We start from the raw sequence: 18,764 nt of genomic DNA on the forward strand, positions 1-18,764 counted from the left end.
ACTTGAGAGCGTTCACTTTTCAAAAAAGAGCCCTAGGGCAAGTCTACCCTAGAACTCTACCACTGACAATATAAGCTATGAATGATTACTTCATGACATCGCTGCCATACAAGGCTTTCGGTGTTCCATATCGCCACTTGCCGAAGACCCGTTGTAGGTAAGGCACTACCCACTTGTCGAGGCCAAACGCACGACCAGAACCATTCATGCAGGCAATTGCGACGAAGAAGATCCACATGTTAACCCAGTAAAACATCCCACTGAGACTAAAGACAACAACCATGGCTGCTGAAGCAGCTGACATCACCCAAGTGAACAAACCGAGAACCAAACAAACTCCAATAAAGATTTCAATAATGGTCATAAACTTTTGCATGAAGAAGGCAGTTTGTTGGTTTGGAACAAATACTTGAGTTACGGCTTGGAACCAGTGTGGCATCTTGGAGAAGACCATCTGTGGATCATGACCGTAATCGTAGGAAAGAGAGAACATTGTTGGATTTGCAGTAGCTGTGGTACTTGCTGCGCCACTTGCACTGCTAGCTGCACTGGTAGCCGCAGCACCGCCACCGCCAGACCCGGCAGCACTAGCACCGCTAGTTGTTGCTGGCTTTAACCATGCGAATGGTAATCGCAGCTTAGGTAAGAACCATGAGCCTTTACCTTGAATCTTTGGCCAAATATCAACCAACCACATCATGCCTAGGAAAATCCGTGCAGGGACAGTCCATAGTACGTTACCTTGGCGAGAAATGTGACCGCGGAAGAGGTTCCGGTTATGACGGGTCCGGAAGAACTCATGCATGCAGTACTGGAAGAGGTAGTAGGCTGAGTAAACTTGAATGAAGTAGAGAATATTAACCAAATGCTTCATTAAAATGGCCCAGAAATTGGATAGGTGAATCTTACCCATCAAATTAGCGACACCATATTGGGAACCCAAGGAAACCATGAATCCTGAATAGTTTGGCTTGAATTCAACTAACGGTTTGCCGTCCTCTGTGTTAATGATGTTGGAAACGGCCGCTTGAGCTGTTTCTTCAGCACCTTGGACAATTTGAGGTTGACCTTTACCGGAACCGTCTTCGTCAAGTAAGGACACGTCACCAACAACGAAGATGTTTGGATCTTCTGATTGAGTGTACTTATTAACCTTGATTCGGCCGGCACGACCTTGTTCCAAACCGAAGTTGGCGGCTTGATCGGTTGCTTTAACCCCGGCAGTCCAGATTAACGTGCAAGTTGGGAAAGTGGAGCCGTCTTTGAGGTCAACGTGATCTTCATGGACACCGACAACACCGGTGTTCTTCATGATCTTGATACCACGTTTGGTCATGTAACGTTCCGCTTTATCTGCATCGCGGCGATCCAACATGTTCATGATGGTTGGCGCCATTTCCATCAAGGTAAACTTGATTTCAGTTGGATCAAGTTTGTTATCCTTGGCCAATTGGTCACGCCAGTCGCGCATTTCACCAATGGTTTCAGTACCGGTGAACCCAGAACCAACGACAACAAATGAAAGCAATGCTTTACGTTTGTCTGGATCTGTTTCGATAGCACCCGCCCGAACAGATTTTTCAATGTGTTCTTTAAGGGCAACGGCCTGTTCCCAAGAACCGAGGGTGAAACCGTGTTCCTTAACGCCAGGTGTGCCGAAGTCGTTAGGCTGTGAGCCAATGCCTAAAATGACATAGTCATAGTCAAACGAACCGTGTTCCGTAACGACCTTTTTATCGGTTCGGTTAATTGACTTAACCGTATCCGTCACTAACTTAACGTTCTTACGACGGCAGAACAAACGTTGTAAATCATACTGAATGGCAGTTGCATCCACCCGGTTGGCGGCAATTTCATGTAGCTCCGTCATGTAGGTGAAGTACGAGTGCTTATCGATCAGTGTGATCTTAACGTTGGAATCTTTTTTGAAATGCTTGGCCAGATGCTTGGTGGCGTAAACGCCAGCGAAGCCGGCACCGACGACAACAATATTCTTTTGGGCCATTTCCAACAACTCCTCTGAGATAATATAAAAGTTATAAATAAGTGCATTAACTATGAAACAATTATAGCGTTTACATTCGTCGATTGTCTAGACCTTCAGGAATATATTCACAAAAAGAAGTTATTTATTGTACACAATTATGTTGAACGCCGAAACCGTTTCCAAAATTGACAAACAAGGGGTGAAATAAAACTTATTGTTTATTATTCGTTTTAATGAATTGAGAAAGGCTGCATTTTACGTAACACGTTTCACAAACTAATTGTTTGCTGTTAAATTGTGCTGACTTTGATGAAACCAGTGTACTCGCCAAGTAACCATTAGCTTAAGGCAGTGCATGACTAATGAATATGATTTTCAGCCGCTATTGGTAAAGCATTCAAGTTTTCGATATCATGGGAGTAAGTAGTTGTGATCGTGGCAAGAGGATAAAATTGGATGAAAGACCGTTTTGATTAGGTAACAGGGCAAAGTTTAGGGGGAAGCTATGAGATTATCATCTTTCGGTGAATTAGTGGCGCTGCGAACAAAACTCGCCAGTATTTTGCCGTTTCTAGTGGGGGTCTTTTTTGCAATTGATTTTGGATATGATGTAAATTGGGCTAATACAATTGTGTTGTTTATCGTGACATTGACGCTCGCAATGGCGACTACTGGCATCAGCAACTTAGTGGCCTACAATAAGTCACAAGGATCAGTGAACGCACAGTCACAAACGGTTATTGGCAAACGTCAGCTGCCGTTGTTATTGGTTCAACTTATGCTCGTGGTGATGCTGACACTGGCCACCTGCCTTGGTATTTGGCTAGTTTGGCGCACCAACTTAATGCTTTTACTATTGGGAATTATTGGGTTTGGCATCGCCATCTTTTATACGATTGGTCCTGTGCCATTGTCACGTTTGCCGCTGGGCGAAGTATTCGTAGGCGGTTCATTGGGATTATTGCTACCGTTCACTGCTTTTTATGTAAACGTACCATCACAAAAACTGATCGGCATTATTTTGCACTGGCCGGGGATGCTTGTTATGGGCAATTTGTGGTCGTTAATTGCTGTTGTGTTGCTTTGTTTACCATTAATGGCGACGACCGCTAATTTAATGTTCGCGGAAAACATTATTGGGTTACGTGATCAGACGATTGATGAAGATAAACACACCTTGCCTGAGTATTTAGGGCAGCGGTGGAGTTTAATCGTTTACCGTAGTTTCCTCGTTATTGGTTTTCTCGGTATTATCATCGGTATGGCGACAGGAATGTTATCTTGGTGGTTAGCGGTCATGATGGTAGCAGTGCCAGCTGTTGTACTCAACGACCGTCATTTTAAACAAATGGTTGCGGGAAAAACAACATCGACTGCTGATGAAATAACGACATCGGCACATAGCGGTTTGTTTCAAAAAGAGTTATGGCCAGCAATCAGTAATATTCTTTGGGTCAATGGATCATTATTACTGGGATTGATCTTGGAAATGGTGGTGCAATAAATGAAAACAGATTATAAACCGTTAACGTGGCCACTGTTTTTGGAGCTTATTCGTTTGCCAGCCAAAACAGCCAGTTTGTTACCATTTTTATTGGGGACAGCGTACGCATATTACGCTTATGGTCAGTTTAACTGGCTGAATACATTGATTTATTTTATTGGCCAAATGAGTATTGCATTCTTCGTGACAGGTTTTAACAATGTTCAGGATTACTACAAAGCCAAGGATTTAGCCTACCGTGGCCGGGATAATATTTTAGGCCGGGAACATTTGAACCCGCATCACATGATGGCATTAATGTTGGTGTTTTTAATCATTGCATGTAGCATGGGAATCCTGCTGATAATCCGGACAAACTTGGTGTTGCTCTTTATCGGTGGCTTAGCCATTTTGATTGCAATCACATACACGGCAGGGCCAGTGCCGTTATCGCGAATGCCATTAGGAGAAATATTAAGTGGTTTATGTGAAGGGTTTGGTACAATCTTTATTGCAGCTTACGTGAACATGCCTAAACAACTGCCGATAGCGATGTATTTTGATGGTTGGCATTTTGTCATTACCGCTAATCTGGCCGTGATTCTGACTTTATTTGTGATTGCATTGCCCATTGTGATTTTAGACGGTGGGGTTATGTATGCCGATAATATTTGTGACCTGCAACAAGATATGAAAAATCAACGTTTTACGTTACCTTATTATCTGGGAAAGCAACGGGCGGTAAAGCTTTATCCGTTTGTGCCCGGAATGGCATTTGTCTTTGTGCTTATTGGAATCTTGCTTGGCTGGTTACCATGGTTAATGATCATTGTGTTCGGTTTGATTCCAGTTGTGATTCGGAATACGAAGGCCTTTCTCGCGGTTCAGGATAAAGGTAAAACGTTTATTACTGCAATTCAGAATTTGTTAAGCGTTGCTTCTTTGGAAGTCGCTGTATTAGTAGCAATGGATATAATCAGATTATTAAAGTCCTAATCAACTAATTGGCATTGCCAAAAAAATATTTTTCAGTAAAAATGCTCTTAAAAAACACGTCCGCTTTTCAACGCTTGCAACCAAGGCTTGAAAAGCGGACGTGTTTTAATTGTATGTGTTAATTGATACTAAGCAATGTTACTGGGTGATTTTTTGAAATGATGTCGTGAATAACTGATGCGTAATTTGAAAGACCTGATCCTTGTTAGCATAATCGGCACCCAACACAACGGTGATCACTCGATGGTGGTGCTTTTTGGCTGTGCCAACAAAACAGTTCCCCGCGCCTTCCGAAGAACCAGTTTTTAATCCATCAACAGGTGTGTCGTTAAAATGATCCGGTTGCGTGGGCAACATTCGATTCTCGGTTGGAAAGGAGCCTGATAGATCGAAATTTACGCGTGGTTCACTTGCAATACTCAATAACTGATCACCATAGTAACTCAAAGTCTTTCTAGCGACTGTCGCAACGTCTTTGGCACTCATCTTATTTTCCGCATCTTCAGGTGTACCAGGGACGCGTAAGTCGCCAATCAAGTCATTGTTTAGACCGGTCACGTTAACAAGTTGGTAATGTTTCAGGTGCCACACGTGTGCCTGATGGTTAATTTGCTTAACAGCTTTTTCTTGGCTCCCAAACATTTTTTGAGCCAGTAACAATACAGAACTATTGGCCGAATGAATGAGTGATGTGTATAACAAGTCGCGAACCGAATACTTCTTGCCAGCTTGGAGTGGCACATTGGCGAGTCTTGAATCTTGGGATAGGCTGGCAATGTTTGCTGGTGCTGTAACAGTATCCGTTAGCTTAAGTTTTCCCTGGTGGATCTTTTGCAAGGCAAAATAAACGGTGAAAAGTTTAGAAATGGACGCAATTGGGCGAACAGTTGACGCATTCTCTTCTTGGTATACATGACCAGTTTTAGCATCAAGGGCCAGTTGGGATACTGGCATTGCATCTGCCTGGACTGGCGTTGTTGGAGAGACAATTACGCCGCTCAACCCCGACAGACATAGTAGCATTAGCAAACAGCGTTTCATAATTGTTGCGACCTCCGTAATTGCTGATAGCGTTGAATGACTAGAATGATGAGTGTAACGATTAACATGATTAAAATAAAGGTAGGCGAGACACTAGGCCAGTGAAAAAGGGTGGCTAACAAATCATAAAATAAGTATAGCAATAACATCATCACGAGAGAAAGCAGACAGTTATACAACCACTGATACTTTTTGGAAAAACGTTTAATTTGAAAGGCTAGTTTATCAACAAAAGTCATTATTAGATTAACTCCTTACGATTTTAACGGTCGTACCTGTTGGAATTGTTTCATAAACCCATCGTGCATCGGGGATGGAGAGATGGACACAGCCATGCGAAGATGGTCGTTTTCCTAGGTCGGCTTCTGGACCAGGAAGGATATGCTTTTGTTCATCTGTAGGTGTGGAATGAAACAAATAAACACCGTGATCTTTCCAAGATACCCAGTCGTAGGCACCTTCGTTAAATTTAGGTGCGTAGAAATAGGTACCTCGTTCCGCTTCCACGTGAAATGTACCAGTTGGCGTACTATCATGCATGCCAGTAGAAGCCAACATCGTATATAGACGTTGTTTACCATTCATAATGTAAACACGTTGATGTTTTAAAGAGACGAGAATCCAAGCTTGAGGGTACTGAACAAGGTTAGGATACGGTTTGTTTGTGGTCGCAACTGTCTCTGACGATTTTTTTTTATTGTTGACAGTTTTTGACTTGGCAACTTTTTCACTTTTAAGGCTTGACTGTGGTCGAGTTGAGGCAAAACTTGCCTTTGCAAAGTTGCCAACGATTGACACTGTAAAAATAATAAACACGACGACTAACATGTGTTTCAGCTTGATTGACATAATGTAATTCCCCTCAGGTTGTTTTAAAAAAACTATTCTTTAGACTAAAATTAGTTTACTCGAACCAAATCATTAGTTTTCATACAATATATTACTAATAACATATCATTTTTCAAACAGATAAAGTGGCGTAATGTAAAATCTTTGCAAATTTAAAAACCATCAACTTTTGAGGTTGGTGGTTTGATTGAAAAGCGTTAAAGAAGGGTGCCATTATTTTTGTCCATAAAATACATTTCAGTGCAATGCAGCAATAATCAAACAGACGATGACTAACCCTAGAACAGAGTAGCCACTGTAAATACGCATTAGACGAGTGGAACGGTGTGCTAGTCGAGTTGCGACGTAACGAGCTAAGTTAAGAATCGTTAAGATGATAAAAATCCAGAACAAAATCCATAAGAATGTCATGGTGATGCCCCCTCAGCGTGGTTTGTTCCACTGACAAAGGATTACGCCCCTTACTCAAACTGACGAGAAGCGTCGCCAATTAAAGCCAGTGGGTTCTGCACGTTTGTTATTATTCATCTTTATTGTAACCGCTTTATTTACGGATTGATAGTTTTATCACCGTTCTTTACGGGGTGAAGTTTAGATTGAAAAACGTATAATGAAAGTAAACTATCTATCAATAAGTGGGAGGTGTGCGAATGACAATTCGGTGTGCGTGGGGTCAAGAACCAGGGTTAATGCAGACTTACCATGACGTGGAATGGGGCAAGCCGCATCGTGATGATCATGCCTTGTTTGAATTAATGTGTATGGAAATGTATCAAGCTGGACTATCGTGGCGCACGGTATTAAACAAGCGGGCAGCTTTTAATGAAGATTTTGATCGTTATGACATCGAAAAGGTGGCGAACATGACCGATGCAGATTGGCAGCCGTTCTTACAGGATGCTCGAATTATTCGTAATCGGGCTAAGCTGGCCGCAACGGTAAGCAATGCGCAAGCCTTCATCAAAGTTCAAAAAGAATTTGGGAGTTTTGCAACTTATTGGTGGGCATTTGTAAACAATCAGCCACTTGTAAACAACGTGGCTACTGAAAATGATGTGCATGCGAAGACAGCACTGTCTGTCAAAATTGCTAAGGATTTAAAGCGTCGAGGCTTTAAATTTATGGGACCCGTGGCTGTCTACGCGTTTATGCAAGCCAGCGGACTTGTGAATGATCATCTTAATGACTGTGCGTTTAAATAGCTTGGTTCCTTGTTGTAGCGCGCAAAAAGGATGACATCAAAGCTAAGAGATAATATAGGAGGAGTGATTAAATGGCAATCCAGCATAAAGAAACGATTCCAGATAATATTGAAGTGCGTGGTGCACGAGTCAATAACCTTAAAAATGTGAATGTTGATATTCCGTTAAATGCGTTTGTCGCCATTACCGGGAGATCGGGCTCTGGGAAGTCCTCGCTGGCGATGGGGGTATTATACGCTGAAGGGGCACGGCGCTATTTAAACGCACTGTCTACATATACGCGACGGCGGATTAGTCAGGTCGGCGCGGCCAATGTTGAGTCGGTTCAATACTTGCCATCTGCATTAGCGTTGCGTCAACGACCACAGGTGCCAGGTGTTCGCTCAACAGTGGGTACAATGAGTGAGAGTCTAAATGTTTTACGATTGATGTTTTCACGATTGGGGTCCACAGTCTGCCCAAACGGTCACCGTGTGCCACCGACCATTGAAGTGGCGGAAAATGATGGTTGGATTGTCTGTCCAACATGTGGTGTTCGATATCGTGGTCGTGGTGCCGAGGATTTTGCTTTTAATGCAGGCGGAGCGTGTCCAACGTGTGGTGGGGTCGGTGAAGTTCGTCAAATTGCCGCTGACCGGCTTATTGGGGATGAAAATCTCACTATCCGTGAGGGAGCCGTTGCGTCCTGGCACTTAGCTGGTCGCAACTTTATGCCGTTGGTAGCGGAAGCGGTGGGAATCCCCATCGATGTGCCTTATAAGGACCTGTCTGATGAAGCAAAGGATTTAGTATTACATGGCAAAAAGCAGCCTTACGCCATTAACATTCCGAGTTCGAAGGGCAAGATCTTCCATATGGATAATGCAATGTACGAAAATGCCTACAATGCCGTGGAAGATTCAATGGCCAACACGACTAACGAGCGGGCGATTGAACGGCTCAACAAGTTCTATGTGTTTGATACATGTCCAACGTGTCATGGCTCTCGTTTTGATCCAGCACTGTTAAATCAGCTTGTTGTAGGACACAACATTGCGGAAATTACCAAAATGGACTTGGATCAACTAATGAAGTTTGCGGATACGATTGTTCCGTGGTTACCCAAACGCGTTCAGCATTTAGGTACGGACCTGGTCAAAGAATTTAAAGAAAGTTTGACGCCACTTACGGATTTGGGACTTAATTACCTGACGTTAGATCGTGCCGGTAACACATTGTCGACGGGTGAGTTGCAACGAATCCAATTAGGACGCACATTGCGCAGTGAAACCACAGGCGTTTTGTATGTTCTTGATGAACCCTCTGTCGGTTTGCACCCGGCCAACGTTACTGGACTGATTAAAGTTTTCCATCAACTAGTTGAGCAGGGTAATTCACTGGTGGTTGTAGATCATGATGTTAGTATCATTGCGGCCGCCGACTACGTTATCGAAATTGGCCCTGGAGCGGGGAAGCAAGGCGGACAGGTTGTCAATCATGGAACTGTTGCCACGATTCGTAAGCATGAGTCTTCCTTAATTGCGCCATTCTTAAACGGCACGGCACCAATTCGAGAACGGCCACAATTGACTGATAAACAGCTTTTTGCAAAGGGCAAATTATCAATTGAGGTAACCAATCGTTTTAATATTAGTGATGTTAAAGCGCAATTTCCCAAGAACCGGTTGTCTGTTGTGACGGGGATGTCTGGAGCTGGGAAAACAACGCTAGTGCTAGATAGTCTAATCCCTGGGATTCTTGCGGATGTTAAACATCAGCCACTGCCAAAACAGGTCAAACAGCTAGATCGAGCTAAGATTCATAATGTGGTCATGGTTGACTCTGTGCCAGTGGGTAAAAATGTCCGTTCAACCGTTGCGACTTACACGAGTGTGTTGGATACCGTTCGAAACTTGTTTGCCAATACCAAAGATGCACAAGAAAAGGGATGGACGGCCAGTCACTTTTCTTACAATTTAAATGATGGCGCCTGCCCACTATGTCATGGTACTGGCACAATAAGTATGGATGTTCAGTACTTACCAGATGTCGAGGAAATTTGTCCTCAATGCCACGGTCAACGCTATAATCAAGAAACATTAAGTGTGAAGTGGCACGATCTTTCGATTGCTGACATTCTGGCGTTATCCGTCGATGATGCACGTAACCTGTTTGTTGATGTACCAAGCGTAGCAAATACGTTGAGTGCTCTACATGACATGGGTCTAGGTTACCTTGAACTCGGTGAAAGCACCCCAACATTGTCCGGTGGTGAAGCACAGCGTTTGAAACTGGTATCACGGATGGGCCGTCGCCAGACCGGTACGTTATTTGTTTTTGATGAACCGTCTGTGGGGCTTCATCCATTAGATATTCAGCAGTTGCTGCGGGTGTTTGATCAACTCATTAATGAGGGCGCCACAGTTATTGTGATCGAGCATGATTTGGACGTCATGGCTAACGCTGACTACATTGTGGACATGGGTCCTGAAGGTGGTACGAAGGGTGGCCAGTTGGTCGCTGCTGGTACCCCAGCCGAGGTAGCCCAAACAAAGACCAGTGTCACGGGACAGTACCTCAAGGAAAAACTGGCTGGTGGACCTGTCACGGCTTAATTATTAGCTGCCGTTTGTGGTTGTTAACATTGGTACCGTTCTGCTTATATGGTTGCAGATTCCATTTGACACGTAACAACCTTTTTTTGTAAATAGTCGGCTAAGTTGTGATAGGAGTGAAGCTGACCGGAAACAGAGTTCCATGTCGGCAACACTTGGCGGCGAGAATTTGGCCGCTTAGTGTTGCGGGATGACTTATGAGACGTGTACTTCGGCTCATAATCAAGGGTGAAAATCGCGTTTTTGGCGAGTTGAACTCGGTCCCAAGGAACGGCGTTTCCGGTCAGCGTAACGTCAGAATCCAGATTGTCAGTCATTTAAGTGTTTTTAAACTTAAGGCAGCGTAAACAAAAAAGAGGAACTTTCCGAAAAATGGAAGGTTCCTCTTTCAATTACCAAGCAGTCAATAAACTAAGCAAAAACTAAGATTAAATAGGTGATCAGTTCGAGCACAATGTAAACTGCGGCCGTATATTGTGCCTTTAGATTAGGATAGTTGATACTAAACCAGAACGTTATAATCACAACTGCCATCGCTAAAACACCCAGTAGTGAAAAATGGAAGAATAAAATGGCTGCGATTAACAACACACCGGTTATCGCAGTGGCAATGACACGTCGTTTGCCTTCAGTTTCAAAAATTGGCATCATAAAAAACAATTGACAGGCCACCAACGGAATTAGCTGGATTAAAAAGGTCATTGAAAGAAAGCGGTTTTGAAAAAAGAAAATGGCGCTACTGATGGGAAAGGTTGACAGTAAGGCGTAAATGATGAGCCCCCAAATGTTTTGTAAGTTCAACCAGCGCATTTCGACCACTAACCAAAAGCTCGAGAACATGAGTAACATAATCAAGATTTCTAAGTTACCACGAATGATGCCAGAGAAGGCCAGAATTAGACTGATCAAAATGGGGACGTGCGCCCATAACGATTTAAAGTTGGCCTGAAACATCAAAAAAGTTGTGAGACTCATGACAATTGTATAAGCCAATAACAGTAATTGATTGCCATGAAAGGCAGCACCCGTAAGTCGGCCGTAATGAATCGGAAAGCTCCACCAGATAATGTTTTGAGCAATTGTGAAGATAAGTAGTGGTTGCCAGGGCATATTGTCAAAAAAACTTGTGGCATGACGCTGCTTGCGAGTTTGCGTGGGCATAAGGGCCTCCTTTCTCAAAATGACATAATATGTTTCTATGCTAATCAACTTTATGAGCGGGGTCAACGAAATCACGTCTTTTTAACCGGTTAGTAACGTGTTACCATAAGTAAGTTATGAGTTTCGTTCCCGATAGGATAAACAGGGAACAGTTACGTCAAATTCTGATGATGTAACGGTTCTTTTTGTTTAGAGGCCTTGTAACCGGAATTTATTAGATGGGGGAAATCTTTTATGCAAGAACGTCATTTATTTACTTCTGAATCTGTTTCAGAAGGACATCCGGATAAAATCGCTGATCAAATTAGTGATTCAATTTTGGATGCAATTTTAGCTCAGGACCCACAAGCGCGTGTGGCCTGTGAAACGTCTGTTACTACTGGGCTCGTCCTCGTGTTTGGTGAAATTTCCACCTCCGCATACGTTGATATTCAAAAAACGGTACGGGACACGATTAAAGGGATTGGCTACACCGATGCTAAGCTTGGTTTTGATGGCGACACATGTGCCGTCCTTGTCGCAATTGATGAACAGTCACCTGATATTGCACAGGGTGTTGACGATGCCTTAGAGCGTCGCGAAGGTGATGAAGATCCACTGGACAAGATTGGTGCTGGTGACCAAGGCATGATGTTTGGCTATGCGATTGATGAAACACCTGAATTGATGCCATTGCCAATTGCTTTGAGTCATGCGTTAATGCGTAAGATTGCGCAGTTACGTAAGGACGGTGTCATTGATTACTTACGGCCAGATGCTAAGGCACAAGTGACCGTTGAATACGATGATGATGGTAAACCAGTTCGTGTTGACACAGTGGTGCTTTCCACGCAGCACAACCCCGACGTTGAGCTGGATCAAATTCGCCATGATGTGATTGAACAGGTAATCAAGGCGGTTATTCCGGTTCGTTATCTGGATGAGAACACGAAGTACTTGGTTAACCCAACTGGTCGCTTTGTTATTGGTGGCCCTCAAGGGGACGCTGGCTTGACTGGTCGGAAAGTTATCGTGGATACGTACGGTGGTTTTGCTCGTCACGGCGGTGGTGCATTCTCTGGTAAGGACGCGACTAAAGTGGATCGGTCTGCTTCATACGCTGCGCGGTACATTGCTAAAAATATTGTTGCTGCCGGCATGGCTCATCGGGTTGAAGTTCAGTTGGCATATGCAATTGGTGTAGCGCAACCAGTTTCTATCTCTGTCGATACGTTTGGAACCGGCAATGTGTCTGAACAAACGTTGACTGCGGCAATTCGGAAAGTCTTTGACTTACGCCCTGCTGGTATCATCAAGATGCTGGATCTCCAACGGCCAATTTACAAACAAACGGCTGTTTATGGTCACTTTGGTCGTCCTGATTTGGATTTGCCATGGGAAAAGACCGATAAGATTGATGCATTGAAGCAAGCTGTTGCTGACGCAGATGTTGTTGTCAACGAAAGCAAGTAGTTATTTAATTAACACAATAGCAAGACTCCCGGTGGACTGGATTACGATCACACAGACATCAGGAGTCTTTTTTTGTAAAAAACATACCTAAAAAGGAATACACAATGAAAAATAATAAAACCAATGTTGTGTTGGTAACCATTGCACTGTTTGTGGCGACGTTTATGTCGGCAGTTGAGGGGACGATTGTGTCTACGGCGATGCCGACCATCGTTGGAGAACTGCACGGCGTGACCTTAATGAACTGGATTTTTTCAATTTATCTACTAACGAATTCGTTGGCTACGCCGATTTATGGCAAACTGTCTGATCGGATCGGCCGTAAACCGGTATTTTTGTTCGGGCTGGCTGTGTTTACGTTTGGTTCAATGATGAGCGGTCTTTCCAACTCTATGCTGACACTGATTTTATGGCGTGCTGTGCAAGGCATTGGGGCCGGAACGATTATGCCGGTTTCCTTTACGATCATTGCCGATATTTATCCATTTGAGAAACGGGCACAAATCATGGGACTGAATGGTTCGGCATGGGGCATTGCTTCGGTCGTCGCGCCGTTACTGGGTGGTTTTATCGTAGATCAGTTAAGTTGGCATTGGGTTTTCTTCATTAATATTCCGATTGGGCTCATTACGATGCTACTAATCGCACTGTATTTGCACGAGCCTAAACAAGCGGCAGCTTCCAGTCCGTTAGATGTTGCAGGTAGTGTCTGGCTGTCGGTTGCCTTATTGGGGCTAATGTATGGTTTTCAAGTGGTGGGCGAGCGACACAGCAACCTGTTGATTGTTGCTGGCTGTTTTATTATTGCAGCAGTTGGGTTATGGCTATTCATCCGCCAAGAACGTCGTGCCAGTGATCCGATTATCGATCTCAGTTTATTTAGCAACCGGACGTTTGTGATTCAAAATGGTGTAGCTGCACTCATTTCTGGTTTTCTGATTTGTTTTAACGTTTATATTCCAACGTGGACCCAGGGATTATTAGGACTGCAGGCCGCTCAAGCGGGGTTTGCGGTTACGCCAAGTTCAGTGATGTGGATCGTCGGTTCATTTATCGCAGGTCGGGTCATCGGCAAGTTACGGCCACAAAAAATTTTGTTTGCCAGTATTACAACCGTGTTAATTGGCGCAATTATCTTGGTTCTACTGCCAGGGCAAACACCATTCTGGGGATTTTTACTGATTTCAGCGGAACTCGGCGTTGGTTTTGGGTTAACCATCACTAGTACCACGGTGACAACACAACACTTAGTTGATCCAGCGATTATTGGGATGGCGACATCCTTCAATACCCTGGCCCGGAGCTTGGCACAAACAATTATGTTAGCCGTTTACGGTATTGTCATGAATGCAACGTTGGCTCATGGTGTGGCACAACATCACGACATCAATTTACGCATGCTTAACGCATTGATTAATCCGCACACGGCGAAAAATTTACCAGTTGCATTATTACCAACTTTGCGGCGTGTATTGGCTAATGGTGTTCATAACGTATTCTTAGTGGCATTATTGCTAGTCATTGTTGCACTACTGGTCAACGCCCTGGATCACCGAAAAATAAGATAAAAATGTTTAACAATTAAGTGTATCGATATTTATTTCTTGAAATTGCTTTTTTTTGATTACTCTATGGGAACAATATGTTATGCTTTCAACAGTTAAACGGATTGTTGAATTGGGTGGAAACATGACAGAAAAAAAGCAAGACTTAGAGTTAATGCAAGGCTACATTGAAGAATACTTGTTTGTGGGCAAGTATTTAAACGAATTTGCCTCCGGACCAGCGAGTGATTTTGGAATGTCGTTTGATCAATGGTTGATTTTGACTGAAATTGCGCAGGCAGAAACACTGTTAAGCGTAATGGATCTGGCCGACATGCACCGTGTTACTCGGAGTGCAATTTCCCGTCAAGTTGCGGGATTACTTAAACAAGACTATGTCTACGAGGAAGATGACATGGCTGACCGTCGTCACAAGACACTTCACTTAACGCCTAAGGGTAGTGAAGTTGAGACTAAATTATGGGATGTTGCACAGGACCGTTTCAAGGGTTGGCTGGACGTTTTTGGTCGCGGTAAATTCCAAGAGACACTTGATTTCATTCGTGATTTCGAAGAAAAAATCGTGCAACGTGATCGTTGGGGGTCACGAATCAAGAAGTCTCACGAAGGTTGATTGCTAAGCATTAAAATAAGGTCGTTGATGGTAACTAATGGATTAGTTATCGTCAACGACCTTATTTATCGTTTTGCATGAATCGAAGTTGTTTTGAAAAAGAGGTATCGTGACATGAGTAATTCGGACCAGGCGAGGGCGCTTCCGGCCAAAACATCACTAGGAAAATGAACACCGAGGTACACGCGACTGAGACAAATAGTAATAATGAGTAATGTTAGGAGTGTGTTAAAAGCGGCCCGTAAATGCAACCGGTCAACATACAGATTACACAGAATAATCAGTGAGCCATACATCAACGTGACATTCATTGAGTGACCACTAGGAAAACTAAATCCTCCAGCGGCCACTAAATGCGTAATGATTGGTCGTGGTCGTTCAACCAAGCTTTTAAGAATCGTATTTACAGCAAGTGCAAATACGCCAACGTTAACAAAGAAGAAAACAGCGCCTTGATATTTCTTTCGCCACCAGAGGCCGAGTGAAAAGACGACCATCACGATCATAGTAAATTTTACATTGCCGAGCCTTGTTATATTGCGAAAGAACCACGTTCGTTCCTCAGTCACTGGGTGGCGGACAATATGGGTGCCGAATTGATCGAGTTGATGCAGCCAGCTTGCATCCGTTACGACACCGGCTAATAGGATTAGAAAAATAATAAAACAAATAATGGCAACGAGATTTCTGACGCGTTGCCAGTGTGTTTGTGACAAAACAAAGATAGTGATGACCTCCGAAGTTGTTTTAAAGCCAGTATAGCATTCATTCTCAAGCGGATGCTGACTTGTAATGTCACGCGTATTTTGCTATGCTATGAACAATATTTTAACAAGTAAAAGTGACGGATTAGTAGTTGTGTCGTGATCTTAAGCGAGCTGACAGGTGGTGCGAGTCAGTGTTGACGACAGAATGAACTCACCGATAATCACTAAGATGGTGAACGGCGTTATCATAACGCCAGTAGCTATTTTCGTTTGTCAGCGTTACCGACCTTAAGTGTTTACCATAATTGTTGTGGTAAGAAGATAGGTGGTACCGCGATCCGCATCGTCCTATCGGTTGTCGTTATTGATGTAACAGTGACGATAATCGACAGGGCGTTTTTTATTTGTTAATTAATTTTTTCTGGGAGGGCAAAACATGCCATACGATCATACAAAAATTGAAAAAAAGTGGCAAAAATTTTGGTCAAAGAACGATACGTTTAAAACGCCAGACTTTTCCGATAAGCCAAAATATTACGCATTAGATATGTTCCCTTATCCATCCGGTCAGGGACTGCATGTTGGTCATCCAGAAGGTTACACTGCAACGGATGCCATGAGCCGAATGAAGCGGATGCAGGGATACAATGTGTTACATCCAATGGGTTGGGATGCTTTTGGACTGCCAGCGGAACAGTATGCACTGAAAACCGGTCATAATCCCAAAGGCTTTACTGACCAAAATATCGACGTCTTCCGTAAGCAGGTTAAATCGCTGGGCTTTTCTTATGACTGGGATCGCGAAGTCAACACGACAGATCCTTCATACTACAAGTGGACACAGTGGATTTTTGAACAGTTGTACAAACGTGGTTTGGCCTACGAAGACGAAATCATGGTTAACTGGGCCCCTGACTTTATGGGTGGCACTGTTGTTGCCAATGAGGAAGTCGTTGATGGTAAAACAGAACGTGGTGGTTATCCCGTTTACCGTGTCCCAATGCGGCAGTGGGTGTTGAAGATTACAGCTTACGCTGACCGCTTGCTGGATGACCTAGATGATCTTGACTGGCCTGAAAGCATCAAAGAGCAACAACGAAACTGGATTGGTCGCTCAGAAGGTGCCAGTGTTCAGTTCGCTGTTGACGGTCATGAAGGCACGAAGATCGAAGTGTTCACTACCCGTCCTGATACGATGTTTGGTGTTTCTTATCTTGTGCTGGCGCCGGAATACGATCTTGTCGACCAGATTACAACGCCTGACCAAAAGGCTGCCGTTGATGCTTACCGTAAACAAATCGAGTCCAAGTCAGATTTGGAACGGACGGATTTGAACAAGGATAAAACCGGGGTCTTCACCGGTGCTTACGGGATTAACCCAGTTAACGGTGAACAGGTGCCAATTTGGATTGCCGACTATGTATTGGCTTCATACGGTACTGGTGCCGTAATGGCTGTGCCAGCGCATGACCCACGTGACTATGAGTTTGCTACCAAATTCAGTTTGCCAATCAAACCTGTTATTGAAGGTGGCGACTTGGATAAGGAAGCCTTTACCGGCGATGGTACGCACATCAACTCTGGCTTCTTGAACGGGATGGATAAGAAAACGGCCATCTCAGCAGCGATTGACTGGCTAACTGAGCATGATGCCGGTGCCAAAAAGGTCAACTACCGTTTGCGGGATTGGATTTTCAGTCGCCAACGTTACTGGGGTGAACCAATTCCAGTGATTCACTGGGATGATGGTGAAACAACCTTAGTTCCAGAAGATCAGTTACCACTAACACTGCCTGACACGGACCAGCTGGAACCATCTGGAACTGGTGAAAGTCCACTTGCTAACATTGACGATTGGGTCAACGTTACGGATGAAAATGGCCGGCATGGTAAACGTGACACGAACACGATGCCACAGTGGGCCGGTTCATCATGGTACTTCTTGCGTTATATCGATCCACATAATGACAAGGCTTTGGCAGACCCTGAAAAATTGAAGTACTGGTTGCCTGTTGATTTGTACATCGGCGGTGCGGAACATGCCGTGCTTCACTTGCTGTATGCCCGTTTCTGGCACAAGGTTCTTTATGATCTCGGTGTTGTGCCAACAAAGGAACCATTCCATAAGTTGGTTAACCAGGGGATGATTCTTGGTGACAATCACGAAAAAATGTCGAAATCTAAAGGGAACGTTATTAATCCTGATGAAATCGTTGAAAAATACGGTGCTGATACGCTTCGTTTGTACGAAATGTTCATGGGACCTTTGGAAGAATCCAAGCCATGGAGTGAAGACGGCATCAATGGTTCATACAAGTGGATTCAACGCGTTTGGCGTTTGCTGATTGATGAAAACAATCATCTGCGTGATCGTGTAACAACGATCAATGATGGCAAACTGGACAAGGTGTACAACGAAACGGTCAAGAAGGTCACGGAAGACTACAGCCGGATGCACTTTAACACAGCCATTTCTCAAATGATGGTCTTTGTTAATGAAGCCCACAAGGTTGATGATCTACCAGTTGAGTACATGGAAGGCTTCATCAAGATGTTGTCGCCATTGGTTCCTCACGTTGCTGAAGAATTGTGGAGCTACTTCCATGAATCTGACACCATCAGTTACCAGCCTTGGCCAACTTATGATGCTAGCAAACTAGTAGAGGCCACGATTGAAGTGGTTCTGCAGGTTAATGGTAAAGTTAAGAGTCATGCCACAGTTGATAAAGATATCAGCAAGGATGATTTGGAAAAGATCGCGATGGCTGACGAGCACATGCAAAAGGCCATTGATGGCAAAACGGTTCGTAAAACGATCGTTGTGCCGGGCAAGTTGGTTAACGTGGTTGCTAATTAGCGTCGTCTTAATGTAAATAATGTGTCACTAATTGTTTTTTGGTGTTAAGCCAACAATTAGTGACATTTTTTGTTGAATTAGATGCGACAATCTCGGTATAATCAATGGTATTACTGCGTTTTACGTGGCTTTAGTGTTGGCCTCGAAGTAACAAGTATCAGGCAATTCAGTTACTGAGTGGCACTAGTCAATAGTATGTCGGCATGTTAGGTTTTCAATTTTCGACCATTAACTAAGGTTCATTAAAGCTTGGTTTA

Annotated in this window: 14 protein-coding genes, 1 riboswitch and 1 other annotated feature; of the genes, 8 read left to right on the plus strand and 6 right to left on the minus strand. The window is 43.8% G+C overall.

The genetic code is table 11. From position 1 onward, the window contains the following. Nucleotides 1–85: 85 nt before the first annotated feature. Nucleotides 86–2,005: an NAD(P)/FAD-dependent oxidoreductase gene (locus tag LROSL1_RS05110; protein ID WP_178913940.1), complete on the minus strand. Its 1,920-nt coding sequence runs from the start codon at nucleotides 2,003–2,005 to the stop codon at nucleotides 86–88. A gap of 487 nt (nucleotides 2,006–2,492) precedes the next feature. On the opposite strand from LROSL1_RS05110, the gene LROSL1_RS05115 reads away from it, so the two are divergent. Together LROSL1_RS05115 and LROSL1_RS05120 are read left to right on the plus strand one after the other, a co-directional pair. Next, complete coding sequence (locus LROSL1_RS05115; RefSeq protein ID WP_178913941.1) at nucleotides 2,493–3,491, plus strand: UbiA prenyltransferase family protein; 999 nt, start codon at nucleotides 2,493–2,495, stop codon at nucleotides 3,489–3,491. Next, on the plus strand, nucleotides 3,492–4,466 hold the full coding sequence (locus tag LROSL1_RS05120) for a UbiA family prenyltransferase (RefSeq protein ID WP_178913942.1): 975 nt from the start codon (nucleotides 3,492–3,494) through the stop codon (nucleotides 4,464–4,466). It begins immediately after the preceding gene. A gap of 138 nt (nucleotides 4,467–4,604) precedes the next feature. On the opposite strand, the gene LROSL1_RS05125 is transcribed toward LROSL1_RS05120, so the two are convergent. The 3 genes from LROSL1_RS05125 to LROSL1_RS05135 all read right to left on the minus strand — a co-directional run bounded on the left by LROSL1_RS05125 (nucleotide 4,605) and on the right by LROSL1_RS05135 (nucleotide 6,767). Beyond that, on the minus strand, nucleotides 4,605–5,507 hold the full coding sequence (locus LROSL1_RS05125; protein ID WP_178913943.1) for a D-alanyl-D-alanine carboxypeptidase family protein: 903 nt from the start codon (nucleotides 5,505–5,507) through the stop codon (nucleotides 4,605–4,607). A gap of 246 nt (nucleotides 5,508–5,753) precedes the next feature. Beyond that, nucleotides 5,754–6,356 carry a L,D-transpeptidase gene (locus tag LROSL1_RS05130; protein ID WP_178913944.1) on the minus strand — a complete coding sequence of 201 codons (603 nt, stop codon included), beginning with the start codon at nucleotides 6,354–6,356 and terminating at the stop codon, nucleotides 5,754–5,756. Nucleotides 6,357–6,593: 237 nt separating this feature from the next. Continuing rightward, the gene (locus tag LROSL1_RS05135) at nucleotides 6,594–6,767 is read right to left on the minus strand and encodes a hypothetical protein (protein ID WP_161001504.1); all 174 of its coding nucleotides are present in this window, start codon (nucleotides 6,765–6,767) and stop codon (nucleotides 6,594–6,596) included. Between the two features lie 239 nt (nucleotides 6,768–7,006). Here LROSL1_RS05135 and LROSL1_RS05140 point away from each other — a divergent pair, with 239 nt between their 5' ends. Both LROSL1_RS05140 and LROSL1_RS05145 read left to right on the plus strand, forming a co-directional pair. Then, nucleotides 7,007–7,558 carry a DNA-3-methyladenine glycosylase I gene (locus tag LROSL1_RS05140; RefSeq protein ID WP_178913945.1) on the plus strand — a complete coding sequence of 184 codons (552 nt, stop codon included), beginning with the start codon at nucleotides 7,007–7,009 and terminating at the stop codon, nucleotides 7,556–7,558. 71 nt (nucleotides 7,559–7,629) lie between these two features. Beyond that, on the plus strand, nucleotides 7,630–10,152 hold the full coding sequence (locus tag LROSL1_RS05145) for an excinuclease ABC subunit UvrA (RefSeq protein WP_178913946.1): 2,523 nt from the start codon (nucleotides 7,630–7,632) through the stop codon (nucleotides 10,150–10,152). Nucleotides 10,153–10,563: 411 nt separating this feature from the next. Here LROSL1_RS05145 and LROSL1_RS05150 read toward each other — a convergent pair whose 3' ends face one another. Next, nucleotides 10,564–11,313, minus strand: a complete 750-nt coding sequence (locus LROSL1_RS05150; RefSeq protein WP_178913947.1) for a hypothetical protein — start codon at nucleotides 11,311–11,313, stop codon at nucleotides 10,564–10,566. A gap of 109 nt (nucleotides 11,314–11,422) precedes the next feature. Continuing rightward, a riboswitch (SMK box riboswitch) is annotated at nucleotides 11,423–11,550 on the plus strand. Between LROSL1_RS05150 and metK the strand changes: the two genes are divergently transcribed. From metK to LROSL1_RS05165, 3 genes are all read left to right on the plus strand, one after another. Continuing rightward, entirely contained in the window at nucleotides 11,548–12,765 is a 1,218-nt protein-coding gene (gene metK / locus LROSL1_RS05155) for a methionine adenosyltransferase (RefSeq protein ID WP_178913948.1), read from the plus strand. It overlaps the preceding riboswitch by 3 nt. 104 nt (nucleotides 12,766–12,869) lie before the next feature. Next, complete coding sequence (locus LROSL1_RS05160; RefSeq protein ID WP_178913949.1) at nucleotides 12,870–14,333, plus strand: MDR family MFS transporter; 1,464 nt, start codon at nucleotides 12,870–12,872, stop codon at nucleotides 14,331–14,333. Between the two features lie 79 nt (nucleotides 14,334–14,412). Beyond that, complete coding sequence (locus LROSL1_RS05165) at nucleotides 14,413–14,943, plus strand: MarR family winged helix-turn-helix transcriptional regulator (protein WP_017261616.1); 531 nt, start codon at nucleotides 14,413–14,415, stop codon at nucleotides 14,941–14,943. A 65-nt stretch (nucleotides 14,944–15,008) separates the two neighbouring features. Here LROSL1_RS05165 and LROSL1_RS05170 read toward each other — a convergent pair whose 3' ends face one another. Next, nucleotides 15,009–15,659 (minus strand): phosphatase PAP2 family protein, encoded by a 651-nt coding sequence (locus LROSL1_RS05170; RefSeq protein ID WP_017261617.1) that lies wholly within the window; start codon nucleotides 15,657–15,659, stop codon nucleotides 15,009–15,011. Nucleotides 15,660–15,778: 119 nt separating this feature from the next. Continuing rightward, nucleotides 15,779–16,004, plus strand: a binding site (T-box leader). Between the two features lie 82 nt (nucleotides 16,005–16,086). Here LROSL1_RS05170 and leuS point away from each other — a divergent pair. Continuing rightward, nucleotides 16,087–18,507, plus strand: a complete 2,421-nt coding sequence (gene leuS / locus LROSL1_RS05175; protein WP_017261618.1) for a leucine--tRNA ligase — start codon at nucleotides 16,087–16,089, stop codon at nucleotides 18,505–18,507. Nucleotides 18,508–18,764: the final 257 nt, after the last annotated feature.

This window comes from Furfurilactobacillus rossiae (genome assembly GCF_013394005.1).
In the GTDB taxonomy this organism is placed as follows: Bacteria; Bacillota; Bacilli; order Lactobacillales; family Lactobacillaceae; genus Furfurilactobacillus; species Furfurilactobacillus rossiae.